The sequence below is a fragment of the Pseudomonas sp. TCU-HL1 genome (assembly GCF_001708505.1).
Taxonomy (GTDB): domain Bacteria; phylum Pseudomonadota; class Gammaproteobacteria; order Pseudomonadales; family Pseudomonadaceae; genus Metapseudomonas.
Genome location: NZ_CP015992.1, coordinates 3,513,423 through 3,537,200, shown reverse-complemented (window position 1 = coordinate 3,537,200; position 23,778 = coordinate 3,513,423). Strand labels below are relative to the sequence as shown.

The window sequence follows — 23,778 nt, the reverse complement described above, 5'->3', positions numbered from 1 at the left end:
TAGGTAACAAAAGCCATGGCGTCCTCTACCGAATCCATCCTGAGCTTTGTAAACGTCGAAAAAACCTATGCCGGCGCGACCAAGCCGGCGCTTCAAAAGATCTCGTTGGACATTGCTCCGGGTGAGTTCTTCTCCATTCTGGGCCCCAGTGGGTCAGGCAAAACCACAGCTTTGCGGTTGATCGCCGGTTTTGAAACGGCAGATTCAGGGCAAGTGATTTTGGCTGGGCGCAATGTGACCCATACCCCACCGAACAAACGGGAAGTGCATACGGTGTTTCAGTCGTATGCCCTGTTCCCGCACATGACGGTCGAGGAGAACGTACGTTACCCACTGCGGATGGCCGGGATGGCTTCGGGAGAGGCAGCCAAGCGTGTGAGCGAGGTCTTGGGGCTGGTCGAGATGTCTGCGTTTGCTCAGCGCTATCCGCATCAGATGAGTGGTGGCCAACGCCAGCGTATTGCGCTGGCGCGAGCCCTTGCTGGCCGGCCCAAGGTGCTGCTCCTCGATGAGCCCTTGGGGGCACTGGACCTGAATCTCCGCCAGCAGATGCAGCATGTTCTGGTGCGTCTGCAGCGAGAACTGGGCATGACGTTTGTCTATGTGACCCACGATCAAGGCGAAGCCTTGTCCATGTCCAACCGTGTGGCCATTGTGAGCCAAGGTGTCATTCAGCAACTGGGCTCGCCGGCGGACATTTACTTCAGGCCCAGCAACGAGTTTGTCGCCCGTTTCATTGGGAAGGCGAACATCGTTGATATCGACATTACCAGTTCGGGAAATGGCAGCACGGCGACATTGCTGGGGCACCAGTTCCCGCTGCCTGAATCGGCGCCGGCTGGCAAAGCGAAATACAGCATCCGCTATGAAGCCCTGGAGATTCTGGAGCCTGGAGCCAGTGGTGCAGAGCACCTCGCCATGCCCGCGGTTGTTCGTGATGTGCTGTTCTTGGGTAACTGCCTCGAGGTGAAAGTCGATTGCGCTGGCAAGGAGCTCATCGCAGTGGCTCCGGCCCGAAAGGGTGCCAGCGTGCAGCTGGGCGGCAATGTACAGATAGGTTTTCGCCCGAGCGAAGGGGTGGTGCTCCATGGCTGAGTACGCTATTCCCATGACCGACCCCCAGACAAAACCCACTGCTACGGGAGGCTCACTGAAGTGGGCCAAACCCTTGCTGTGGGTATGGATCCTGGCCCTCATCGCGCTGCCCACACTGCTGCTGCTCGGTGTCAGCTTCATGCGCTCCTCCGGCGGCGCCATCGTCTACGAGTTCACCCTCGCGAACTACATGCGGCTGTTCCAGTCGGCGAGCTTCCTAACGCTGCTCGGGAAGACCGTCCTGGTTGCGGCAGGCTCCTCGATAGTGGCAGCCATGATCGCGTTTCCCATGGCGTACTACGCCAGTCGCGTGCTGAGCAGAGGACGGCTGACTGCCGTTCTGCTGGTGATCATTCCGTTGTGGATCAGCATGCTGATGCGTGTCTTTGCCTGGAAACTCATCCTGGGTGAGCGAGGAATCCTCAACTCGTTTCTGGTTTGGACCGGGATACTGGACACCCCCAGCACCGCATTCCTCTACACGGGATTCTCCGTGTTCCTGACCTTCATCTACATCTCGATTCCGTTCATCTTCGTGTCTGCCTATGCCGCGCTGGAGCGCATCCCTGAAAACCTGCTTGAAGCGGCCAGGGATTCTGGCGCAGGTCCTATCCGTGTCATCACCACAGTCGTGTGGCCACTGGCGCGCCCAGGGGTTGCCATTGGCGTTGCGCTGGCCTTTCTGATGTCGGTGGGCGACTACATCACGCCCTCCATGGTGGGGGGGTTGAACGGCACGATGGTGGGGACCGTAATCGCCTCCCAATTTGGCATTGCCAGCAACTGGCCATTTGGCGGTGCGATGGCGCTGGTGTTGATGCTGACCGTAGTTGCCTTCCTGGCGATTACCTTCCTGCTGGCGCGCTCCCAAGGGATTCTGACGGGCGAGGACGGCGGCAAGTCGGTGCCCACGCGACGCACCGGTGTCAAAGCGTGGATTGGAGCTGGCTTGTTCGTGTTGCCCTATCTGTTCCTCTATGCACCGCTGTTGGTAATCGTCCTGTTCTCCTTTAACTCGAATGGCATTCAGACCTTCCCCCTGGAGTCGTTCACTCTGCAGTGGTACGTGCAAATGGCAGGCGACAGTCCAATGATGGAGGCGCTTCGTCGGTCGCTGTTCATTGGTGCGTCGGTGCTGGTCCTCTCGGTGGTCATGGGAACTGGCTTCGCTGTGATGCTGGGTTTGGGCAAGATTGCCCATGCTGCGTGGGTCGAGAAACTCTTGGCGATCCCCGTGGCCCTGCCTGGCGTGGTACTCGGTGTCACCCTCGTGCTGGCGTTCAAACTCCTCAATGTTCCTCAAGGTATCCCCAGCGTCATCCTCGGACATGCATCGTTCGTGATGCCGGTGGTGATGATGATCGTATTGTCCCGCCTGCGGCGTTTGGATCCCTCCTTGGTAGAGGCGTCCTATGACCTGGGTGCAGACCAGTGGAGAACGTTCCTGCATGTGCTGTTCCCGCTGATTCGTAGTGCGATCCTGGGCGGTGCGCTTCTAGGCTTTACGCTCTCGGTCGATGAGGTGATTGTCACGCTGTTCCTGGCCGGTACCGAGCCGACGCTGCCAGTGTGGGTGTGGAATCAGATGCGCTTCGGTTTTACGCCTGCGATGAATGCAATCTTCACCTGCATTGGTGGGGTCACTTTGGTCCTGATTCTGGTTGCCCAGCGGCTGATTCGGGAACAGCGTTAATGTCGCTTCAAGGTAAGGCGCCTCAATGATGAGGTGCCTTGTCATTTAGGGCGTGTCGATTTTCAGCAGCTACTTCGGTATGGGGCTAACCTAGAAAGGATCACTCCGAGATAAGGGGAAATTAGAACATTCGTTCTGTAAGTCTTTGATTCATCAAGCGCACCGCCAGCTGAAGATAGATTTTGTCGGCGATTAGAGAGCCTCGAACACTGGCGACTCGAGCTAAGCAGCTGGACCTAGATGGCTTCCGATCTGGTCAATTGCAGAAGTCGCAACAGCGGTTGTCCAGTACGTTCCATCAACTGTTGCTCAATCAGACGAAGCAGGCCACCTTCGGGACTGGGCTAGCGATCAAGCTGCCCGGGTGGCTCAAGGAGGGGAATAGCTACCTGCGTTTCACAGTCTTTGCACGTGCTACTTATTCCTATGTCAGGCACGTAATGCGCAGAAGACCGGCTCCTTGCATAGAACTCTTGCTCAAGGCGCCCGCGTGTTACGCCCAGCAAATGTTCGTAGAGAGATTTCTCGTACTCGCTGAGTTCCGGAGGTGGTGTGGTTCCAGCCGTCGAGGGCCCCACGACGGCAAGGGACGCCTGGTGATGTTCGAAATGCTCGACCGACATGAGGACTGATTCCAGCTCCGGCTGGTATTTGCAAGCCTTGGCCAACATTGCAAGGCCCCACGTGTCCATGTCTCCCCAGTAGGCTATTCGCCGTCTGCCCAGCCAATCTCCTTTCATCCACTCCAGATTTCTGAATAGATTGATGCGCGGGTTATCGTAGAGTCACATCGAAGGGCTTATGCACCGAACCAAAGAGGGTCAAGACTTGGTGGCGGGCAGCATCTAGTTCTTTGACGACACGCGGACTTAGCATGAAGGTCGGGCAGTCGGGCATGTCGCATCCGCACGGTTGGATCTCGCCCTCTCGTAGCCGTACGACAAAGATGCGACGTAGCTCGTCAACTCCGTTCACTACTTGGCTTAGTACCTTACGAATGCCCTGGTCCCTTATGTGATTGAGCGAAGGGATGCGCTTGATCTCGGTGCCATCCCGCGTTTGCCACACACCAGTGCTGAGCGCACGGATTGTGTCCTCGACGGCGCGCTGAAAAGCCGGCAACGAACTCTCTTGATAAAAGGGTGTGCGAAATGCTGGCCGGTCGAAAACCGCCGCCATCAAAGTCAGCGCTTCGGCATCGGAAAGTTCAGGAAAGTCATCCACGAAGCTCCGAATTTTTGCTTCAGCTTCCGGGAACTCGATGCCCTTGACGAAGCGGTGCAGCAGATACTCGGCACGCAGTCGCAAGTTCTCCTCGAACTCGACGCTGGACCAAATTGTCACGTGCTGAACACCAAGTGCAGCCGCAGCTTCGGCAATCTTCCTTCTGGTGGAGTCGGAGACAGCTCCTCGGCAAACGAACTTGAAAGCGTCCGGTTTGGCACCCGCAGCGGAGACAGCCTTCTTCATGTCTTCGCTGGCTTTCTTCAGCGTAAGGGTGTCACGGTTGGCGCATTGGATTACGGTCCTTCGAGAAGGCTGATCATCAAACTCCTCGACCCCGATAATGTCGCGTCCCTGGTCCCCACCGGATTGACCAGTCCACGCCAGGTCGGTCCAACCGGCTCGAAGGTGATAGGCAAAGACCAAGCGTTCGAATTGAGCGCCGCTATAGTCTTCGAAATGAATTGGATGAACCATGCTAGTCATTTGAACACCTATTGGCCTGCGTACTCATTGCACTGTCATTCCTGTAGTGCGTCGATGTTAGAGAGAAGTTGGCAAATGCGTCAAAGTGCCGGCAGAAGACTCAAGCGCGGGCCTTGCCGCGAGGCCACCGAAGGAGAATGCCGGGTCGATGTAGCGCATCGCTGACTTGATGTCTTTCCAGCCCACATAGGTCATCAGCGCCTTGATGTCCCAGCCATTGGCCGTGGCCCAGGTGGCAAAACCGCGTCGCAGCGAGTGGCTTGTGTAGGCTTCGGCCGGAATACCGGCCCGTTGCAGAATCTGGCGTAGGAGGTTAATCAGGCTGCCAGGATTCAAGGCTCCTTCATTCATGTGGCCCCAGCGATCCAGTCGGCGGAACACGGCGCCCCGAACAATTCCCGCCGCACAGATCCAGTCCAGGTAGGCCTGCACGGGGCAGAGGCGTTTCAACGCCGGGGCGTAGTGGGTGATGCCGTGGTTGTCCCGGTCACCCTTGCTCCAGGGCAGGAACAACGTCATGCCGGCACCTGCTTCGGCCTGGATGTGATCGACCTGCAGGCGGCACAGCTCATCGCTACGAAAACCACGCCAGAACCCGATCAGGAGTAGTGCGACATCTCGTCGACAGCGCAGGTAGCCCGCCAATTCACCTGCTTGGTAGGTGCGCGCCGCTTCCTGCTCCAGCCAGAGGATCGCCTGCTCGAGGTGTAGCAATTGCAGCGGCGCTGCCTGCTTAACTTGGGCCGGATGCAACGTGCGGATGCCTTTGAGAACCTGGCGCACCATGGGCGTCTTGGTCGGGTCGGGAAAGCCTTGGCTGATGTGCCATTGGGCCAGGGCGGCTAGACGCTGTTTGAGTGTGTTGGGGCTGAGAGTGTCGGCGTAGTCCACCAGGTAGCGGACGATGCTGTCGCTGGTGGCCGGCAGAAAGCCGCCCCAGCTCACCTCGAAGTGCTCTACGGCGGACTGGTAACTGCGCCGGGTGTTCTCCCGCGTACCAGCCTGTAGGTATCGCTCGACGTCCTTCATCACCCATCCACGCTCATTTCGTACCGAAGAGCGGATCATCCGCGACCAATTCTGCTCTTCTAATCGAATAACGCTCGATTATTTTATCAGAAAAAGTGACCATCACTTGGTAAGCTTTATCTCATAATTAGTATGTAAATACGTGGTATGTAAATTAGTACGAAATCGTAGGAGCACATCGTGGCCCGTGGTGGCATCAACAAGGCGTTGGTTCAGAAGGCGAGGCAGGCCATTCTGGCGCGGGGGGGGCACCCGAGCATCGATGCCGTCCGGGTCGAGCTGGGCAATACCGGCTCGAAGACCACCATCCACCGCTACCTGAAAGAATTGGAAGAAGCCGATCACGGCCGGGGGGCAGCTCCGGCGCCGCTAAGTGATCAATTGGCGAATCTCGTCGCTCAGATGGCGACGCAGTTGCGGGACGAAGCCCGTGCCGCCGTGGCCCAGGAGCGTGAGCAATTGTCCCAGGAGCGCCGCGGTTACCACGACCGGATTCACCAGCTGGAAATCTGTAACCAGCAGCTCGAAATGTCCTGCGCCGGTCTCGCCGAGCAGCAACAGGTCGCGCAGCAGGGATTGCAGCGGGAACAGCAGTCACGCCAGTGGGCGGAAGTCGAGGTGGCACGGCTGCAGCAGGCGGAGCGCGACCAGGAAGCCCGCCTGCAGGATCGCGAGGGGCAGATCCGTTCGCTGGAGGAGAAGCATCAGCATGCTCGGGATGCTCTGGAGCACTATCGGCAGGCCAGCAAGGATCAACGCGATCAAGATCAGCGCCGGCACGAAACCCAGGTACAACAACTGCAATTGGAGCTGCGGCAGTTGCAGCAAACCCTGATCATCAAGCAAGACGAACTGACCCAACTGAACCGTGACAATGCCCGCCTGCTGACCGAGGCCCGTCAGCAGCAGAAGGACGTGCAGTCCTTGGAGCGGCAGCTGGAACAGAAGCAGCAATCGCTGGCGGAGGGGCAGCGTACCTGGGCTCACGCTGAGCAAGAGAACAGTGCCTTGCGGGAACGCTGCGATACGCTACAAGGTGAAGTAACACGCCTGAGTGAAACCGGGGCCTCCCAAGGCCGGCAGGTGCAGGGCCTCCATGAACGCCTGGTCGAGGCCCTCACGCAGTTGAAACTCTTGGGTCATCCCCCAGCCGATGTCGGCAACACGACTCAACCCTGACCCGACGCAGGTGGCCGAGGATCAGTGGGGAGGTGCAGATGACTCGCCCCCACGAGCGGGGCGGCCCCCTCAACAATGTTCGGCATACCCCCTTTATTGATTGATTAGCCGGCCACCAAATCTAGCCTTCCGACCTAATCTTTAGCTCAAATGCCCTGTTTGGCTGCAAAGCTAAACAGGGCATTTGAGCTAAACAAAGGCAGCATTGATCGCGACTCTGGTCTGTCCTGGCGCTGGTCGAAGAGCTGCGTATTGGGAAGAGCAAGCCACCCGACAGCGCGGCAATGCCGAGGGGATGGATTCGAGCTGGAGATCCAACCTCTCAGCGACACGAACACTTCACAGAACGATGTCTGCCATATCAGTGAAAAACTGGATGCGGCCGCGGGAAACTCCTGAAGCTCTACACCAGGGACATCAACCAGGCCTCACAGCGCGCCTACGCCAATATAAACGACCTAGAGCATGATCCGTCAGAACTATCAGATTTTATCGGGGAGAGCTCCTACCGTTAGGTAATCGAGCATGTCGCGGTTGTCGAGCACTGCCCTGTAATACAAGTGTTGCCAACTATTCAATGATGGATCTTCATGAATCGACCGGAATAGCTCCAACGAGTCCTCTACGGGCATGCCGGCCTCACGTGCTTTCACTGCAAGCTTTTGAATTCGCATGCTTTCCGCCTTGAAGAACGTTGCGAACCGCTTTTCGATTGCTAATTCTCTAACGTGGCTGAGCACTACCGCCCTCTGCTCTGGCGATAGCCAGTCTGATAGCTCCAGCCGAAAGCTAGGGGCATCATAAGGCGGTTCAATCACAACTCGGATTATTTGACTTTCAACAAAATCATCGTAATAAGGATGCAGAAAGAGCCTTGGTTCCTTTGCGGTGTGCGTCTTTTCCAGCTTCTCTTTCTGGCAGCTGTCGCACATAGGGAATAGGTTGGCGGGCGTAACACTGAAATGAGGGTACTTGCCCTTGGGAAGATAATGATCGAGGGTATTAGGTTTTCCAAATTCACCACAAGCCGGACACAAATTTAAATCATGGCCATTTAAATCATCCAGGACAATACCTTGGGCGCTTCCATCCTTCGGATGTGTATAAAGAGTTCTAAAGCTCTTCTTTCTTTCTGCGGGAACCTCTGTCCATAGCGGTACGTGTTCAGGAGATCCACCATGCTGTAAATACACTTCGGTACGAGCCTTCCACTCTGCTTCGATACCCTTGAAATACTGAGCATTACGCCCGCCCTGCCGTTCCTCCACAATTTGTTCGATAAGGGTAATGCTACAATGCGGCGGGCTCGGTAGATGCATCACCATTTACCATTCCCCATTGTATGAATCTGAATGATCAACTCTTCGTTGATATGTCCTTCTAACGACGCAATGAGTTCGTCGGCGTCCATTTGCTCCAAGCGGTCGCTGATCCATTGCTCAAATGGTTTCGAGACTGATTTGTCGCCAAAAACGTAGGAAGCAATGCGCTGTACATCACCGCCAAAAGTCTGGAATGGTGGCTTTTTTATTATCAGAAGATCTTCAGTTCTCTCGAGAACATGTACGCAGTCTGAAGGAACTTCACGCACAATCGAAACAGAGTGAGTAGCCAGGACGGCCCGGGAGTTAAACCTATTGAGAATCTGCTTCAACATCTCCACCAACTGGACTTCAAGGGAGGGATGCAAAAAAAGTTCTGGCTCATCGATCAATATCAAGCTATTACGCTTGATCGCACCTAAGACATTCAGGACTAGATAGGCAAAAAGTCTCTGACCCGAACTCAGTGCCTGAATCGAACCATTTTTGATAAACATTACACCTTGAGAACTGATAAGGCTTTTGGACAAAGTCTTCTGATCCCAAAGATTTGTCGTATCTGCTGTAATCAGTGCGTAGATCCCATTCTTACCTTTGTATTTTATCTCCTTAAAGGGAGCCTCAACATCACCGTCGCAGACAAGATCATCAGTATTGATGCGAGTCTTGACCTTAAACGCCATTGCGTCGAAGTCAATCGCAGCACGCAAAACACGGGTCGCTGTTGCAACTTTTTGCCCCCACCCTTTGACATGTCGATATCGCTGATCATCAGCAATGCACGACAGCAGAGATGTGATGGTATCCTGCCTTGGAACTTCCCTTGATAAAGTCACCGGCGCTGATGCGCCGGGTTTGGGCTCGCCAGTAGACTGTGAAGTTGACTTGCCTCTGAGGCCGAAATATTTGTATGCATCACGATCCCTAACCTTTGATGCACTCATGTCCACTGGGAATAATTCGAATGGACTGTAGGATGCAACGATTAAGCGACTTATGCTTTCCGGCATTGTGGTGTGTCGTTTTCGGGACTGTCTTCCATCCGCAATCCAGGCGTCAACCATTTGATGCAAAAGTTGAGACTTTCCTGTTCCGTTGGCGCCAATCAGTACGTTGATTTCACGTGGCAAGAACGTCTTGTCCGAGCTGAACTTTAGGCTTAACGAGGATTGGTTTCCATAGACATCCTTGAAGTCAAACTCAATGTCCTTTGCAGTAATGGATTCTTGGTCGAGAACTTTCCACCCATCACTAAAAGACTCAATGCTGCCACGCTCGCGCTGGAGCGAGTCTCTAAATCCCTTTGTCTTAATGAGGCTTTGTGCCTCAGGACATTCCTTGATATACACGAGATAACTTGCATCTCGGAGCCGATCAGCGATCTCTAACGCCTGCTCGTTTGAAAGTGCCCCTTGTAACTGCTCGTAGAACGCAACTTCTCCTGGAATGGAGACATAGTTCACGTCAGGAATAGGAAAATTTCCGTCCCAGCCGTCTTCTAGTAGTTTGTTCAGATGCTTTCGGGTGTTGTGTACATCCTCAACGAGGACACGGACAGGCGCCAGTTCAACACGCTCTCCTCCTATTCGGCAGACCGTAATAAACGTGGTTTCAAATCCATAGTCGTTCCAGTCATTGGACAGCAGTTCCAAAACATCATCCGAGCCGTCAGGCAAGGCGTTCGTGCGACGGCTCCCCCGACCGTTGTAAATGACCTTCAAAGCTACTCTCCTTAGTGATGGCGCTGATCAGTCCTGACGTTCCATAGGATACGTATGGCATAGCTGGCCCGGCACCTTAAGGTAGTGGCTTTTAGATATCAATGTCCTGCCAGTCTTCATTGCCGGCGGGCCGATGTCATCACAGACAACAAAGCGGTTCAGGACCAGTTGAGTAATGAGAAAGCGCCGACGTAGCCGGCGCTCGGGAGCTGCAATGCAGTCAGGCGAGGGCGAGGTCAATCCGTCGAGATGTCGTCGGATTTGGAAGGTGCCGCACGGCGAGGCTCAGTTTTCCTCCGCCATCTGGATACCAAGGGAGGTGGTGCCGGCTTCTTGTTTGCGAAGGCGTGTACTGCGAGGCGTTCGCAGTGAATACTGGCCAACTCTGGTTGGCTCAGTGCAGAGAGCTGTTCAACGTCCCCCGAGCCGGCAAGGAACTCCAGCAGCTTCTCCTTTGGAGTGCGGTGATAGGTCTCCATCAAGAAGTCGTACATATCCAGCGGTGTCTTGCTCTGACAATTCCGGGAAATCTCGCCGAAGAACGTCTCAGGGTGCCGTTTCCAAGCTTTAAGTTCGGCCTCGGACAGCGGGACGCTGAAGAGGATTCCTCGACCATCGAAGGTGTTGAGGGCGCAGTAGGCGACCCTCTCCTGCTCCATTACAACAGCGGAGCTGAGCACGCCTTCCACCTCGCCTCCTTCCGTGTCCGGGGCGACGTATCGATTTCCAATGATCAATCTTGGCTCAGCGGTGACGAAGGCTAGTTCAGGATTATCCCCATCAAACGTTGACGGAATACTCGAGTGGCTACGCATGGACTTGAGCAGCTTGTGCATGTCGATGTGCGCCTGGCGACCGTTGATAGCTGCACGCAGCGAAGGGAATACGTGGTCCGACTTGAAATCTTCAAGACGGAATCCATCTGCTAACGCGGTCTGGCCCCATTCAACGCTATCGAGGTGGTACTCCCATGGGGTATTGGTGAGGAAGACGTAGGCCGGCGGCAGTCGCTGCGCTTCTGGGGCAGAAACCTCGAAACGTCGCACCAGGTCAAAGGCGCGCTGCATGTATGCAGGAACTCCTTCGTCGGTCGAAGGGTCCGGGGAGTTCAGGTCAATGAATACGATGCGGGTGTGGTTTGCCGCCTTCTGGAGCGCTCGCACCAGTTGCCGAGGTACGCGTCGGCTCTCTGCCCGCTTCGCTTCGACCGAGAACTGCTTACCGGTGTGTGTGCTTGTCGCCGTGAACTCGCAGTGAGACGTGCGTCGGTCGTCTTCGTTCTCGAAGGCAAGAGTAAAGCCCGCGCGCACTAGTGTGGCTGCGACCTGAATCTCATAGCGTGCACCAGCGAAGTTTTCCAAATTGCGCAGCCGGCCAATCAACTTGGCCTGCAACTCAGCATTGTGATCCAGAGCATAGAGGTCATATGCCAGGTGCATGAAGGCTGCAACGGCGCCTGTCATCGGGGCACTTGCTACGGTGCCTGGCTCCCCGATGAGCAACTGCTGTTGCTCGCAAAGCTTGTGATACCAAACCCAGATGGGATGCCTTTCTTCGAGTGGCTTCTTCAGTTCGGCATTGGCCCACTCGACGCCTAGGGCATGACTTAGGTAATCGACCAGGAAATCATGGAAGGTCGTCCATTTTTTCGAATGGAAGAGGCGATTTCTGACAGCAACAAACTGATACCCGCTGTCCGTCTTGGCCGCGAGTATGGGCTTTCCCAGTCCCTGTTGCTCGATACGTTGGTGCTCCTTTGCCTCCTGGCCCAGGTGCATGCGGGGTATTGCCGCCATCGCCTGGGCAATGCGATCCAAGTGAGCGCTATCGCCATGGCACTTCTTGTATTTCTTGCCACTGCCGCAGGGGCAAGGGGCGTTACGACCAGATTTGGTCATGGCATTCGCCGAGCGTGCCGATCCGGACATTGCGATGTGTCGCCAAACACGTCAGGTCCGAGCCGGTCGGCATGGCTTTGCTCCTTGCGAGGAAGTTGGCGTGCAAACATAACATCTGCAGGGGGAGGTGTAGGTGACACTCCCCTACGAATGCACTTTCGACTCGTGGAGGGTTGGTGTGCTCGGACTCAACCCAGTCGACTACGTAGCTGGTGGAGCAGGTTTCTACCGAAGAGATTCACCGCCAGTCCGGTCATCACCAGAAAGCTGCCGATCCATTGGAGCTCGCTCAAGCGCTCATCGAAGACAATCGCCGAAGAACTTATGCCCACGACGGGAATGAGCAAGGAAAACGGGGCGACTTTTCCGGCGGGATAGCGCGATAGAAGATTGCTCCACAGGCTGTAGCCAATCAACGTCGCGGCGTAGGCCAGGTAGATGAGGGAAAGCACAGACTGTAGATCAAGGCTCCGAAGGGACATCTGAATTCGATCTGTCCCCTCGAGCCAGAGTGACAGACCAAAGAAGGGAATCGGCGGTATCAGCGCTCCCCAAACCACCAAGCCGACTAAATTGATCTTCCCGAAGCGACGAGTAATCACGTTACCCAACGCCCACATCGCTGCTGCGCACAGCGTCAACAGCAATGCCATTAGCGGCGTGACGCGTTCACCATCCAGTCCAATAAGCAAGAGCCCACTAGCTGCGACCAGTAGGCCGAGCAGGCTAGCTAGCCTGATGGGCTCACCGATGAACACCGCCGCGAAAATCAGCGTGAACAACGCTTGGGCTTGGAGCACCAATGATGCCATGCCGGGGGGCATACCATGGGCCATCGCTTCGAAAAGGAACGCGAACTGCCCCAGGGAGATCGTTGCTCCGTAAGCGAGGAGCCATCGTACTGGAAGCTGCGGTCGTTTGACGAAGAGCATTGCGGGGAAGGCCACAAGGCAGAAACGCAAGCCACCAAGCAGCATCGGAGGTAAGCCGTCCAGGCCAAGCTTGATCACCAGGAAATTGAGGCCCCAGATGACGATGGTGGTCAGAACTAGCAGCAAGTCCCTTATCGGCATTGTGAATCCTCGTACCTGTCTGAACGATTGGGTGCCTGGACGGCCCAGGCACGAGCCGACACTTGCATCGGTCGCATTGCATGTATATCGTATACTTTATGGTCTCTGAGGTTGTCAATTTGCTCCTCTCCGGTGGCGAGTTAGCGACCGGCCGACCACCAGTCTTATACCTGGCAGCGGATTTCTCTACGTCATGATTGAGTTCAGTAATGTCACGGCATTTCAGCAACAGACCCGCGTGCTCAATCGGTTTTCGTTGACGATCAGTGAAGGCGAGCGTGTTGCGATTCTCGGACCCAATGGGGCAGGGAAGAGCACTTTGCTGAAATTGATCAGCCGGGAAATCTATCCGGTCGACCAGGAGGGTAGTGCGCTCAAGCTGTTCGGCTGTGAGAGAGTCAATCTCTGGCAACTGCGCAGTCAGATCGGTTTCATCTCCCAGGATCTCCAGGACGACTACACCCCTTACACGCGCGCGCTGGAGGTAGTGATATCCGGCTTTTTTGGCGCGATAGGCATGCATGGTCATCTCCAGCCATCGCCGGAGCAGGTGGAGCACGCCCGCGACATGCTCCGGTCCGTTGACATGGAAGGGATGGAGGACCGCATGTTTCAACGGCTTTCAACCGGACAGAAGCGCCGTCTGTTGCTGGCTCGAGCGCTTGTTCATGGGCCGCGTGCTCTGATTCTCGATGAGCCCGCCAATGGTCTCGACATGGGATCGAGCCTGACCATGCTGTCCTTGCTGCGTCGATTCTGTGGAGCAGGGCGGTCGATGATCATCACAACCCACCACATCGACGAAATCATTCCTGAGATCGACCGTGTCGTGCTGATCAAGGCGGGTGAGTTGGTCGCAGACGGGCCGAAGTCGGAAGTTCTCACCAGTCAACATCTCTCCGAGCTTTATCAGGCGGATCTACAGATCAGTCAGCAGGATGGTTGGTATCGCTGTTGGCACGGATGACCACACTTTGTGAGTCGGCAACGGGGGAAAGTTGTCGGCTCATCGGGTTCAACAGAGTCCGCTGAACCGCATGGATGCTCCATCACTCCCTTTGTCCGCCGATGCGGAAGCTCCCAGTTTCATGGTGGGCAGCGGGGCTTGTTATCGAGCATGGTGGATTTCAGCGAGCACTCTGTATCCAGGGCACGCGTCTCCCGCAGCTAGCTTGTGTCGGCAGCTCAGCAGCTGCGGGAGACGCGGCAACCATTCCGGATCAACGCCAATCGGCCGAAAGGAATGATTGGTCCGCATCAATTTAAGGTTAAGAGCCAGCTTCTCAACAACACCAGGAGCGCTGCATTCTGGTATTGCAAACAAGCCCTAGAGCTTGCCAATTCAGTGTGCACCACGGAGGTGAGAGTTTTCGCCGCCACTGTCTGAGGATAAGTTGACATGTCGCTTGAACTCATCCTCCTGCTGCTAGCCGGCGCAGCCGCTGGCGGCTTCATCAATGGCCTCGCCGGGTTCGGTACAGCGCTGTTATCGCTTGGTATATGGCTTCAGATAATGCCGCCGTGGCAAGCAGTTGCCATTGTGGCGGCTATGTCGGTGGTGAGCGGCCTACAGAGCTTGTGGCTCATCCGTCGCGATCTCGGCTGCGGAATTGACCGTCTTCACCGCTTTCTGCTGCCCGCCATTTTGGGGATCCCGATTGGTACCGCGGTACTCGGGGTGGTGAGCGCAGCAGCGCTGAAGCTCGTGATCGCGAGCTTCATGCTGCTCTACGGCGCATTCATCATCCTGCGGCGATCGCTCCCGCAGCTTGACCAGCCGATGCCGGCCATAGATGTATTGGTCGGTTTTCTGGGAGGCGTGCTCGGGGGAGCGGCCTCGCTATCTGGTCCACTCCCAACGATGTGGTGCTCGGTACAGCCTTGGACCAAGGGGGAAACTAGCGCCGTCCTGCGTCCGTATAACGTAGGGATCCTTGGAATCGCCGTCGTTGTCTTTGCCTGGCAGGGCTATTACTCGCATGACACGCTCGTTCTAATGGCGATCACGCTTCCCGCCACGCTCATTTCTTCGCAGATCGGCATTGCCGTATTTCGACGACTGACTGACCGTCAGTTTCGCTGGCTACTTGTCTGGCTTCTTGTTGCCGCAGGCGTTCTGCTGGCCCTGCGTGAGCTTGTTTGAACGAAGCAAGTCGGGTTTCTGATCGGCCCCGGCCGACTCGCTACATTAGGTCCTGCAACCATCGGGCTGAGCTCGCACCGTATCCCGCCCATTACTCAAGAATGATGCTGCCAGTCTTGTAGCAGGCAGTAGTTGCAGGCCCTGCGATCGGAGCGTCCAGCTGATGACTTGCTGCATCGTGACGGCATCTGGCAGGCACGCGTGGAATGACCATCAGCCAAAAAGAACCGGCCCTACCGATAAGTCCGTTCCCAGTAAGAAGTGTGTTTGAGCGACGAACGAGCACTGGAGCAGATGCACTGAAGGCCATATTGCGGAAGGAGCGACGCAGCGTCTGGTGGATATGGTCATCCACAATTCAGATCCACTGGAGAATGCTTGTGGCTCGGTGGCACCTGCGTCAAAAAAAGAAGCGGCCGCTTACGCAGGCCGCTTCGGTAGGGCTAGGGAACCCTCGGACTTCAGGCGTTGAGACCTTTGGACCAGTCGGCGTACCACGCTTTGAACAGCGCGTATTGGGTTTCGGCGTAGCGGCGCTGGGAATCGCTGAGCACGTCGGTTTCGTTGAAGTGCAGGGTGTATTCCTTGTCGCCGTTCAGCACCATCAGATACTTGTAGTACAGCACCAGGTCGGTGCCCTCGTCGAAGGAGGAGAGTACTGCAAGTGCCGACTCCAGCTCTTTCGCTTGGCGGCGCGCGGTGGCATTGCCTTTAGCGGCTTTCTTGCTCAGATCAACCAGCTGCAGCACTTCACGCGGCAGGGCGTTGCCGATGCCGGTGATGGCGCCAGTGGCACCGCAGTTTACGAAGCCGTGGAACACCTGGGTGTCGACACCGGCCATCAGGATGACTTCCTCATCCTGGGAAGTGATGTGCTCCGCTGCGTAACGCATGTCCTCGGCGCCGCCGAATTCTTTGAAGCCAATCAAGTTCGGGTACTTACGACGCAGCTCGAAGAACAGATCGGCACGGGTCGCGAAGCCATAGTACGGGCTGTTGTAGATCACCGCCGGCAGGTTCGGGGCAGCTTCGAGGATGGCCGAGAAGTGAGCTTTCTGGGCGGCGGGGGAGGCGCCGCGGGACAGCACGCGTGGGATGACCATCAGGCCATGCGCACCGACTTTGGCGGCGTGTGCGGCATGGGATACCGCTTCTTTGCTGTTGACGGCGCCGGTGCCGACAATGGTTGGAACACCAGCTTCAACCAGGCGACGTACGCCTTCTTGACGCTGGGCCTCGGTCAGCAGCGGCCAGTCACCCATGGAGCCGCAGTACACAACGGCGCTCATACCGATTTCGATCATCTCGCGACCTTTGGCCACGAGCGCATCGTAATCGGGCTGGCGATCGGCAGTGCACGGGGTCATCAGTGCGGGAATGGTGCCGGTAAAGATGTTGTCGCTCATCTTGTTTCCTCGAATGTTCGTCAGATCGACGTGTACGTCGCAGGCCGTGGCGGCAGAGCTGCGTTGTTGTTGGGAGACGCTTCCTTCCTAAAGAAACGGCGGCTAACTCAGCGACGCAGTTAGAGCGTTCGTCCAAACCGTGCACACCGCTTTCGTATACGTTATACAAATGATTCTTCAGGATGTAAAGCGCATGTCGAGCTTCCAGCTGGGTGGCGCGGGTCGAAAAGCCACGACGGTGGAGGTGACGCGCAAATGCGCAACGTCGCGGGATGGGGGAGTAGGGTGTACAGGCAGCGAGTGGGCACGCTTTGGATCGAGGGTCGGAATGGATTGGCTGCTTACCTAGGCAATCGCGGGTAGCCGTAGCGTGGAAGAAATGGTGCTCTTCCGAAGGACCTGCCAATGAAAAGGGCCAGCGAGCTATGCTCACCGGCCCTTTCGATTACTCCAAACTACTCTCATTCTGGGACAGGCCATTTGGTACCTTTCACGAAGGCCACGGCCTTCTGCTGTGCCCTAGTGCCGGAACTACATGTTTCCATGCCAGGCGCGCAGTGCACTTGAGACCAGCTCCGCGGGAAGAAACTCTTGCTCGAGACGTCCTCGGGCGATGTTTAGCAAGTGCTCATAGAGCGATTTCTCGCAGTCGCTGAGTTCTGACGGCGGAGTGGCTCCAGCTATCGACGGCTCAATGACTGCAAGGGTCGCTTGGTGCTGTTCGAAGCATTCGACTGACATGAGGACTGATTCCAGCCTTGGTTGATGTAGGCGGGCCGTGGCTAGCATTGCGAGACCCCAAGTATCCATGTCGCCCCAATAGGCTATTCGCCGTGTTCCCAGCCAACCCCCTGTCATCCACTCCAGGTTCAGTCCCGCTCCCAGAATAGCGACCGTCCCGGGCAGCGGTGGGAGCTGATGAGTACAACGCTCGTTCTCTACGATGATGATGTGGCTGACCGCCGCTGGCATTGATACGAGTGACTGGACCGGAACTCTTTGCTGATCGAAGGGAAGTAACCCGGCGGCCAATGGGACTAGCAAGAGCCAGTGGTCGGTGAATTCCTCGGCGCCAAGAAATTGCTCGAGGCCCATCGAGGAGACCAGGCCGTCGAAGCGAAGATCAAGGAACTGCGTGACCAGGGCCCGGTTACGCTCGAAGAACTTGCTGTCGATGTTCCCTATCGTCAGCGCGCGCAAGGGTCGACCTGACGCACAGCCTTGCTCCAGTAGCATTGCCACCTCGGCACAGCGGATGACCTCTGCGGGCGGCCGATCCAGAACCAAGCGCCGTTGGCGCACCATCAGCGCCCGGAATTGAGGATCCGGTACGACCTTCACCAACTGCGCAAGGCGTTGGAATTCCGCCTGAATGACCGCATCCTGCGTTGCCTGTAGCCACTCCGAAGGGGTTGCCAGCCTCCAGGTGTGTGGCATAGGCACTGGTTCGCTGCCGGCACGATAGGATTCGGGTTGAAAGTCCACTTGACCAATCGTGACCTGCCGCCAAGCCTGAACATGCCTGCGGACACGCTCGGGGTTCTGAGTAAAGACCTCTGCGCTGGGCCTGCCAATCTTAAGCTTCAGCGGCCAGCTTCCTGGTTGGAGCAGGCGCGAAACCCGCAGCTCGGCCTGGTGCCACTGCTTCGCAAGCCTGCAAGACCAATCGCTCGGTGACTTCATTGCTGGTTTGGTTCTCTTGGCTTTGCGGTTTCCAGCTCCTCCCAGGACAGCGACGTCATGGTCGAGTGTTGCCCTTTGCGGTGAATCAAGATTGCCGACCGAGTATGGGCCCGCAACAGCCGCATTTCTTTGTTGGGAGTGACGAAGAGGGGGTGTAGGCCGAATTCCCGCAGCGCGGAAATGATGCGGCCGGCCACGGCCTGCGAGCTCTTGGAGAAGGCCTCATCAAGAACAATCGTTCCGAACAGCGGTTTACTGCTTCCATCCGGACACAGCGCATAGCTGAGCGAGGCGGTGAGGATATAGCTGGCAATGATCTCCTTTTCGCCACCGCTGCCACCCTGTGAGCCGGTACGCGTCTCAATGATCCCCCCCGTCAGACGCTCGATTACCGAGACGGCAAACTGCAGGCGATAGCGTGGGTCCAACAGCGCCTTGGCTCCAACGGTGCTCTTACGCTCGCTGGCATCACGGAGCAGATTTACGATATGTGCCAACGCACGGAAATGGCTTTCGCCTTGATCATCCATTAAGGCGGCTGTGCGAAGCGATCGCTGAGCTGCTTGCAGCGCTTTCAGCGAGTCGTGAATCACCTGCTTCGGCTCCAATCGAAGATATCGACCGGGTTGGAAGTCGACGCGACGCATCGTGTCATTGAGTTCACCAATGCGCTCTTCGATGATGGACACTTGATTGTCGATGCCGCGGAGTAGCTGCGTGACACCTTGGTCTGAGGACTGGTTCAAGTAGTCCAGGAAGCGTTGCTGCTTTTCAGGTAAAGCTTCTTCTACCAATACCCTGAGCCGTTCGAGGTATTGAGGCACGTCCTCCAGTTCGGTGGCTACGTCATTGAGAGGCCCCGTGTCTTCTCTTTTGGCGCCTCCCATGAGGCGGACAAGGCTCTTTGCGCTTTCCGTAAGCCTCCTGGAAAGTTCGCTTTCCCGTTCTCGCAGGCCATTCGTGGCCGATCCTTCGCGTGCCGTTAAGGACTTTGCTTCGCAGTCATCGGGTAGATGGAAATGCTGGTCTGAAAGCGCTATTTGCGCATCCGTGAGTCCTTCTCCAATGCGTATGAAGGCGCTACTTTGGCTTTCCGTACAAGCGCTGATCTCGTTATCAATCAGGCCTTTGTTGATCTGCAGATCGCTAAGGGCTTTATCGAGTGTGGCTAAATTGTGCTGCGCTTCCTGCCATCGTTGGTGGGCCTGTGCAATGTCTGACTCGGGAGCTTCCAGCAGCTCTAGGCGCCTTTGCAATGACTGCAGTAGTTGCTCTGCACCTGGCAGGTCGATTTCTTCGTACTGCAGCTGCCCAAGCCGTTCGAGCAAGTCTTTCTTCTGTTTGGCGGTTTCTGCTCGCGTTTGTGCAGCTTCAGTGGCCGCCTCCAACTCCTTGGCTAACTGTCGTGCTTCGGCGAGGCGCTGAGCCAATGCCCGCAGTTGGTCCGTGTTGTCAAAGCCGGTGATCCAGCCCTCCTCGAGGCGGCTGGTGTCCTGCTTATCAAACAAGCCAGCTTTCCCCGACATAAGGCCCTGAGCTGTCATGCCGTGCTCGATGTGCTCCAGGGCTTCTGCAGATTCGACGCAATGGCGATCGATGCCGCTCAAGAATTTCTTCAAGGCGGCAAGGTAGGGAGATTTTGGTTTGAAGTTCAGCTTGCGAGTAAAGCCATCATCAAGAAAGACTGCGGGATGTGTTGGGTCTTTGGCATCCAGCAGGCGGACATGGAAATTATTGTGCCTGCCGTTTACCCATCTCAATGCAGGCTTGAGCGAACCACTCGGTACGAGAATGCGTAAGCGATGGGAGCCAATCGCTCGCTCTATCGCGCCTCTCCAATGCGCTTCCTCGCCTTTGACTTCTAGGAGTTCGGCCAGAAAAGGCAGATCGGCGTTCTCCAGGCCGAGATGTTTGGCCAGCGCTGTTCGAAACTGATCCGGCCCTGAGAGTATGTTGGAGTTAGGCCGGGATCTGACGTCGCTCAGCTCTTTCTCCAATGCCTCGATAGCATTTCGTTGTGCCTGCAGTTGTCCCCCCTTGTCCCAGGCTACTTGATTCAGTTCACTTACGTCGGGCTCCAGTTGTGTCACCAGCGTGGCGATTCTCTGCTGGTTCTCGTAAAACGATTCCCTCGAAATCGTTCCATCAAGTTCAAGCTTTCGGGCAAGGCGCTGGTAGTCCTCGGCAGTACGCTCGAGACTTTTGTAGCGGCGTCTCTGCCATTCAATTTGCTCTCTCAGCGCTTCGATACTGGATCCACCGCTCTGTAGGTAGCTATCCCTGAGGGTCTGCTCAAGCGATGCCTGGGCGATCCTTTGCGGCGCTAACTCCTCGCGGCGATGCTGGTTGTGCCTTAGCTCTTCATTGAGGGCTTGCAGGCGCTTTCCCCAGAGTTGATACCCCTTGATGGCAAACCAGATTGGCGCTAGTCCCAATAGCTCCCGGCATTGGGATTGCTGCTCCACAAAACTGGTGTGTGACTGCCAGGCAGGCAGAATCGGGAGAAGTGAGTCTCGCTGTTTGCGTGCGATCTCCAGTTCTTGGTGAATGGTGGTGAGATTGTCGAACTCCGAAGCCACCTCGGCCGCACGCTGGAAAGCAGAGTGGTCATCCAGTACTAATTCGCGGAAGAGCTCATCAATGCTGTTCAGTTGCTTGAGTCCCGCGGCACGGTTGAGCAAGGTGAACGCATTCTCGCCGACATCGAAGAAGCGCCGCAGCTGAGCCAGGTAGTGGACCTTGTTCTCGTTGACGAATAGTCCCGGGGTCTCCTTAGCCAGGCTTTTCAGGGCTCGATTACCGCCGGTGTGATGGAGCTCAAGCCAATCATCGAGTCCCATTCCCGGCACCCGGGAGAAGATCCAGATTCGTTCCAGGTCGGAGGCGGATGAGCTGCTGCCGTCGAGAGCGAAGAGGGCGCCAATGCACAACGTGTCTTCTTCGTTTCTAAAGCGTGCAGCAATCCCAGTGACGGTCTTCTGAGGTCGGGCGATATGGTCCATGTCGCCACTGCGTCCCGCCCCGGAGACTCCGCGGACATAAGAGACGAGGTCGCGATCGCTTTCATGTCCCCCTGTCGATGCCAGGTTGTAGCGTGGTTGGGCAGTGATCAGGGTCATAAAGGCATCGATCAAAGTCGTCTTGCCGCTACCGGTCTGGCCAATGATGGCCGTGCCCCGTAAGTCGATTTCTGCGGTGTGCCGATTGCTGAATGAGCCCCAATTGAACAGGTCAATTCCAGCCAGAAGGTAAGGCGAGTCGGGGATCAGGTCCTTGAGCAGCAGGTTGGTGGTCTCAGGCAGGGTCATGTTTCGCTTCCCCAGTTTCGTCAGTTGCTACCGCGTTGCTTTCCAGAGCATTGTTGGATTTGGCTCTCAAGGCTTGAACAAGGCTCACCAAATTCTCGGGGTTGGCGAGATGAGCGATGATTGGCCTGATCGCGACTTGGTCATGGGGGGTGACCTCCGAGACCACTCCATGGGCTCTGAGCTGCTCCAGGAGACCGCGCAGACGACTGTGCTCACGCTGATCGCTGCCTAGCTCTCCCAGGTAGAGTCGCAGTGGCGGTAGCAACTCTTCGAGGGCGACTTTGGCGTCTCCACCCCCGATGCCGGCCTCTTGCTCATACACCACGTAGTGCTGGCGGAGGAGGGCCAATAGCAGCGACTGTTCCAGCGTGAGTCGTTGCTTACGGAGCAGGGGATGGGACCACTCGTCCTCATCGTTGGTAAAGATCTGACGGGACACAATGAGGAAAGCGAGGCCGCGGATATCGTCAACGCGAAGAGCCAGATCAAAGGGTTCGAGGATGGTGTTGAGCTCTGTGGTGTGGGTCACAGCAGCCCGGTACAGATTCGGTTTCGAGGATGCTTCAAGCAGGCCAACTCGCAACAACTCCTGGCAGCACTCCTTCAACTGAACAGGTGTGTAAGCCGCTTGGCCTTCGGTGGGGTCGGCGGGGGAGGAGGTGAGTCCCGCTGCTGTAGTCTCGTCTTCTTGCCTGTCTTCCTGTGCATCCTCAGGCGCGTTGGCGGCTGCCAGTTCATCAAAGTAGTTTTCCATCTCATACCTCCCAATCCATTTGCCTCAGCTGTACGGCCTCCAGCTGCACTCGTGGGACTTCGAAGCGTAATCCGATACCCTCACGGGCGATGACCTCAACCTGCTCTCGCTCTTCGAGAACCGGGGCATCGACTTCCCGGGCCATGCTTAGCCACAAGGCGAGAGTCTCAAGGTCATGTGTCGGAGGTAATCGCTCTGCAAGTTCGGCGATCCCCATGGCGCGCCCGCATGCCTCCAATACTGCGAGCGTATCGTTGACCAGTGCCTCGCGGTCCAATCCGTCCAAGGCATCCCAGAAGTCTTCATCGAGATCCGTGAGGTCCAGGGCTGCGGGGGTCAATTCAAGTAACTGCTCCTCATTGCCTGCCAGGGATTTGAAGCGAAGGCGCTCAATGACGGGCAGGTTGGGGCAGGCCACCGCCACCGGTGGGATGGGGGCAGGGGCACGTCGAATGTCCCCATTCTTCCAGTCGACGGACAATGCCTGCTGAAGGACGTCGTTGATCAACTCGCCCACGCGGTGATGCTCGGCCGCCAATCCTGTTTTGAGAAATCCCCGTACGTCTCGTTCATTGCGGGCCCTGGCACGAATAACCCCTGCAGACTCGTCCACCAGGCGGAGGATGAGCCAGCGCATCTCATTTTGCTGCTGCCGGTTCAGTGCAGTGGCGGTAACAGGGTGGGTGACTATCGAGCGCAGCTGCAGTTTCATGTTCTGCAACTCTATAGAGCGAGAAAGCTGAACCTGGAAGCTTTGGAAGACACGGCCCTCTGGGGTTTCCAACAGGTCATCATGGCTGTTCAGCATCTTGTCGACGATATCGCCACGATGGTTCTTCTCGCTGACTATGGATTGTCGAAGTCGCCGATCAGCTTCACGGTATGAATCTTCGACGCGCCGGAAGTCCGCGCGGAGACTTGTCGCCAGAGAATAGATTTCACGAATTCGTTCCGCCGCCTCTACCGGTGGCAGAACGGGAACGTGCCCTGCATTGACTGCATCGAGCTCTGCTTCAAGCTCGGCAATCTTTCGCTTGATGTGGTCGGCACGGCTGCGGGGATCGGGGTTGAGACTGGACTGCAAGCTTTCGATTTCACGCTGGACCATGGATAAGCGTGAGGCGGTCGATGTCATGATTCGCTCGCCCAAGCCCGCGGCGAAGCGCATCGCCGCTTCTAGCGCATCGGTGGCGTACAGCTGTCCGTCCCGTTCTACGACCAAGCCCAATTTGATCCAGCTGCGCATTTCCTTGCGCGCTGAAGCGTAGAAGTCCTCTCCATCACCATTGAAAACTTCATTGTTGGCGTGTAGCTCAAGCAGTTCGGCGAGAGCGGTGAGGGCATCCTCGAAGGCAATTCCGTCGCGACTCTTCTCGAATAGATGCTGGAGGCAACTGAGTACTAGGGGAGAGCGGCGGGCCGCCAGCAATTGCCACGCCGGATTCTGTTGGCGGGCTTGGATGAGTTCCTGCGTTCGCCGCTTGATGTCGTAGTCCATCGCTGGTGCCCTCCACTAGCACCACCTCACGCGGTCAATATGAAGTCTTTGATGTCATCTGGCTAGCGTTGGCCGTTCACTAACGAGGGCTACGGTTCTGACCCATTGGGTGCAATGGGCAAGGAGGCGCGAAAGCCGCGAAGTATCTTCGACGGGGTGTGGATGCAATCGAACTTGGAGACTTTCGGGCAGGGTATTCGGCCGGATGGCACCGCCCTGATATGTAGATCATCCGTCAGATGATGAGGATGTCAGGGTGGGAAGGG

The 23,778-nt window shown here is 56.5% G+C and carries 17 protein-coding genes; 5 read left to right on the top strand and 12 right to left on the bottom strand.

What is annotated here, in order from left to right:
• Positions 1 to 15: 15 nt before the first annotated feature.
• Both THL1_RS16475 and THL1_RS16470 read left to right on the top strand, forming a co-directional pair.
• Positions 16 to 1,095 carry an ABC transporter ATP-binding protein gene (locus THL1_RS16475; RefSeq protein WP_069084239.1) on the top strand — a complete coding sequence of 360 codons (1,080 nt, stop codon included), beginning with the start codon at positions 16 to 18 and terminating at the stop codon, positions 1,093 to 1,095.
• Positions 1,088 to 2,788, top strand: coding sequence for an ABC transporter permease (locus tag THL1_RS16470; RefSeq protein WP_069084238.1), 1,701 nt, complete (start codon positions 1,088 to 1,090; stop codon positions 2,786 to 2,788). Before THL1_RS16475 ends, THL1_RS16470 begins: the two co-directional genes overlap by 8 nt.
• Before the next feature lie 344 nt (positions 2,789 to 3,132).
• Here THL1_RS16470 and THL1_RS29015 read toward each other — a convergent pair whose 3' ends face one another.
• The 3 genes from THL1_RS29015 to THL1_RS16455 are packed head-to-tail and all read right to left on the bottom strand — an operon-like array spanning position 3,133 to position 5,527.
• Complete coding sequence (locus THL1_RS29015; RefSeq protein WP_083245914.1) at positions 3,133 to 3,528, bottom strand: Wadjet anti-phage system protein JetD domain-containing protein; 396 nt, start codon at positions 3,526 to 3,528, stop codon at positions 3,133 to 3,135.
• A 34-nt stretch (positions 3,529 to 3,562) separates the two neighbouring features.
• The gene (locus tag THL1_RS16460) at positions 3,563 to 4,498 is read right to left on the bottom strand and encodes a restriction endonuclease (RefSeq protein ID WP_069084236.1); all 936 of its coding nucleotides are present in this window, start codon (positions 4,496 to 4,498) and stop codon (positions 3,563 to 3,565) included.
• Positions 4,499 to 4,555: 57 nt separating this feature from the next.
• Positions 4,556 to 5,527 (bottom strand): site-specific integrase, encoded by a 972-nt coding sequence (locus THL1_RS16455; protein ID WP_069084235.1) that lies wholly within the window; start codon positions 5,525 to 5,527, stop codon positions 4,556 to 4,558.
• Positions 5,528 to 5,707: 180 nt separating this feature from the next.
• Here THL1_RS16455 and THL1_RS16450 point away from each other — a divergent pair, with 180 nt between their 5' ends.
• Positions 5,708 to 6,706 (top strand): DNA-binding protein, encoded by a 999-nt coding sequence (locus tag THL1_RS16450; protein ID WP_069084234.1) that lies wholly within the window; start codon positions 5,708 to 5,710, stop codon positions 6,704 to 6,706.
• A gap of 482 nt (positions 6,707 to 7,188) precedes the next feature.
• On the opposite strand, the gene THL1_RS29730 is transcribed toward THL1_RS16450, so the two are convergent.
• From THL1_RS29730 to THL1_RS16430, 4 genes are all read right to left on the bottom strand, one after another.
• Complete coding sequence (locus tag THL1_RS29730; RefSeq protein ID WP_145928315.1) at positions 7,189 to 8,031, bottom strand: hypothetical protein; 843 nt, start codon at positions 8,029 to 8,031, stop codon at positions 7,189 to 7,191.
• A complete protein-coding gene (locus tag THL1_RS16440; RefSeq protein WP_069084233.1) occupies positions 8,025 to 9,749 on the bottom strand; it encodes an AAA family ATPase in 1,725 nt (574 codons plus the stop codon). Before THL1_RS16440 ends, THL1_RS29730 begins: the two co-directional genes overlap by 7 nt.
• Before the next feature lie 236 nt (positions 9,750 to 9,985).
• Complete coding sequence (locus tag THL1_RS16435) at positions 9,986 to 11,647, bottom strand: YecA family protein (protein WP_202969606.1); 1,662 nt, start codon at positions 11,645 to 11,647, stop codon at positions 9,986 to 9,988.
• 188 nt (positions 11,648 to 11,835) lie between these two features.
• The gene (locus THL1_RS16430; RefSeq protein WP_069084231.1) at positions 11,836 to 12,720 is read right to left on the bottom strand and encodes an EamA family transporter; all 885 of its coding nucleotides are present in this window, start codon (positions 12,718 to 12,720) and stop codon (positions 11,836 to 11,838) included.
• A gap of 193 nt (positions 12,721 to 12,913) precedes the next feature.
• On the opposite strand from THL1_RS16430, the gene THL1_RS16425 reads away from it, so the two are divergent.
• Together THL1_RS16425 and THL1_RS16420 are read left to right on the top strand one after the other, a co-directional pair.
• Positions 12,914 to 13,687, top strand: coding sequence for an ABC transporter ATP-binding protein (locus THL1_RS16425; protein ID WP_069084230.1), 774 nt, complete (start codon positions 12,914 to 12,916; stop codon positions 13,685 to 13,687).
• Positions 13,688 to 14,119: 432 nt separating this feature from the next.
• Positions 14,120 to 14,863 carry a sulfite exporter TauE/SafE family protein gene (locus tag THL1_RS16420; protein WP_069084229.1) on the top strand — a complete coding sequence of 248 codons (744 nt, stop codon included), beginning with the start codon at positions 14,120 to 14,122 and terminating at the stop codon, positions 14,861 to 14,863.
• Between the two features lie 461 nt (positions 14,864 to 15,324).
• Here THL1_RS16420 and THL1_RS16415 read toward each other — a convergent pair whose 3' ends face one another.
• From THL1_RS16415 to THL1_RS16395, 5 genes are all read right to left on the bottom strand, one after another.
• Positions 15,325 to 16,269 (bottom strand): dihydrodipicolinate synthase family protein, encoded by a 945-nt coding sequence (locus tag THL1_RS16415; RefSeq protein WP_069084228.1) that lies wholly within the window; start codon positions 16,267 to 16,269, stop codon positions 15,325 to 15,327.
• Positions 16,270 to 16,800: 531 nt separating this feature from the next.
• Positions 16,801 to 17,952, bottom strand: a complete 1,152-nt coding sequence (locus tag THL1_RS16410; RefSeq protein WP_069084227.1) for a Wadjet anti-phage system protein JetD domain-containing protein — start codon at positions 17,950 to 17,952, stop codon at positions 16,801 to 16,803.
• Positions 17,949 to 21,260, bottom strand: coding sequence for an ATP-binding protein (locus THL1_RS16405; RefSeq protein ID WP_069084226.1), 3,312 nt, complete (start codon positions 21,258 to 21,260; stop codon positions 17,949 to 17,951). Before THL1_RS16405 ends, THL1_RS16410 begins: the two co-directional genes overlap by 4 nt.
• Complete coding sequence (locus THL1_RS16400; protein ID WP_069084225.1) at positions 21,247 to 22,014, bottom strand: DUF4194 domain-containing protein; 768 nt, start codon at positions 22,012 to 22,014, stop codon at positions 21,247 to 21,249. The genes THL1_RS16405 and THL1_RS16400 overlap by 14 nt, the downstream gene beginning before the upstream one ends.
• 1 nt (position 22,015) lies before the next feature.
• On the bottom strand, positions 22,016 to 23,512 hold the full coding sequence (locus THL1_RS16395) for a DUF3375 domain-containing protein (RefSeq protein WP_069084224.1): 1,497 nt from the start codon (positions 23,510 to 23,512) through the stop codon (positions 22,016 to 22,018).
• Between the last annotated feature and the right edge of the window lie 266 nt (positions 23,513 to 23,778).

What these genes read in the sequence shown, in the direction of transcription:
- THL1_RS16475 (WP_069084239.1), top strand. Translation starts at nt 16, where the DNA reads ATGGCGTCCTCTACCGAATCCATCCTGAGCTTTGTAAACGTCGAAAAA.
- THL1_RS16470 (WP_069084238.1), top strand. Translation starts at nt 1,088, where the DNA reads ATGGCTGAGTACGCTATTCCCATGACCGACCCCCAGACAAAACCCACT.
- THL1_RS29015 (WP_083245914.1), bottom strand. Translation starts at nt 3,528, where the DNA reads ATGAAAGGAGATTGGCTGGGCAGACGGCGAATAGCCTACTGGGGAGAC.
- THL1_RS16460 (WP_069084236.1), bottom strand. Translation starts at nt 4,498, where the DNA reads ATGACTAGCATGGTTCATCCAATTCATTTCGAAGACTATAGCGGCGCT.
- THL1_RS16455 (WP_069084235.1), bottom strand. Translation starts at nt 5,527, where the DNA reads ATGAAGGACGTCGAGCGATACCTACAGGCTGGTACGCGGGAGAACACC.
- THL1_RS29730 (WP_145928315.1), bottom strand. Translation starts at nt 8,031, where the DNA reads ATGGTGATGCATCTACCGAGCCCGCCGCATTGTAGCATTACCCTTATC.
- THL1_RS16435 (WP_202969606.1), bottom strand. Translation starts at nt 11,647, where the DNA reads ATGACCAAATCTGGTCGTAACGCCCCTTGCCCCTGCGGCAGTGGCAAG.
- THL1_RS16430 (WP_069084231.1), bottom strand. Translation starts at nt 12,720, where the DNA reads ATGCCGATAAGGGACTTGCTGCTAGTTCTGACCACCATCGTCATCTGG.
- THL1_RS16425 (WP_069084230.1), top strand. Translation starts at nt 12,914, where the DNA reads ATGATTGAGTTCAGTAATGTCACGGCATTTCAGCAACAGACCCGCGTG.
- THL1_RS16420 (WP_069084229.1), top strand. Translation starts at nt 14,120, where the DNA reads ATGTCGCTTGAACTCATCCTCCTGCTGCTAGCCGGCGCAGCCGCTGGC.
- THL1_RS16415 (WP_069084228.1), bottom strand. Translation starts at nt 16,269, where the DNA reads ATGAGCGACAACATCTTTACCGGCACCATTCCCGCACTGATGACCCCG.
- THL1_RS16410 (WP_069084227.1), bottom strand. Translation starts at nt 17,952, where the DNA reads ATGAAGTCACCGAGCGATTGGTCTTGCAGGCTTGCGAAGCAGTGGCAC.
- THL1_RS16405 (WP_069084226.1), bottom strand. Translation starts at nt 21,260, where the DNA reads ATGACCCTGCCTGAGACCACCAACCTGCTGCTCAAGGACCTGATCCCC.
- THL1_RS16400 (WP_069084225.1), bottom strand. Translation starts at nt 22,014, where the DNA reads ATGGAAAACTACTTTGATGAACTGGCAGCCGCCAACGCGCCTGAGGAT.
- THL1_RS16395 (WP_069084224.1), bottom strand. Translation starts at nt 23,512, where the DNA reads ATGGACTACGACATCAAGCGGCGAACGCAGGAACTCATCCAAGCCCGC.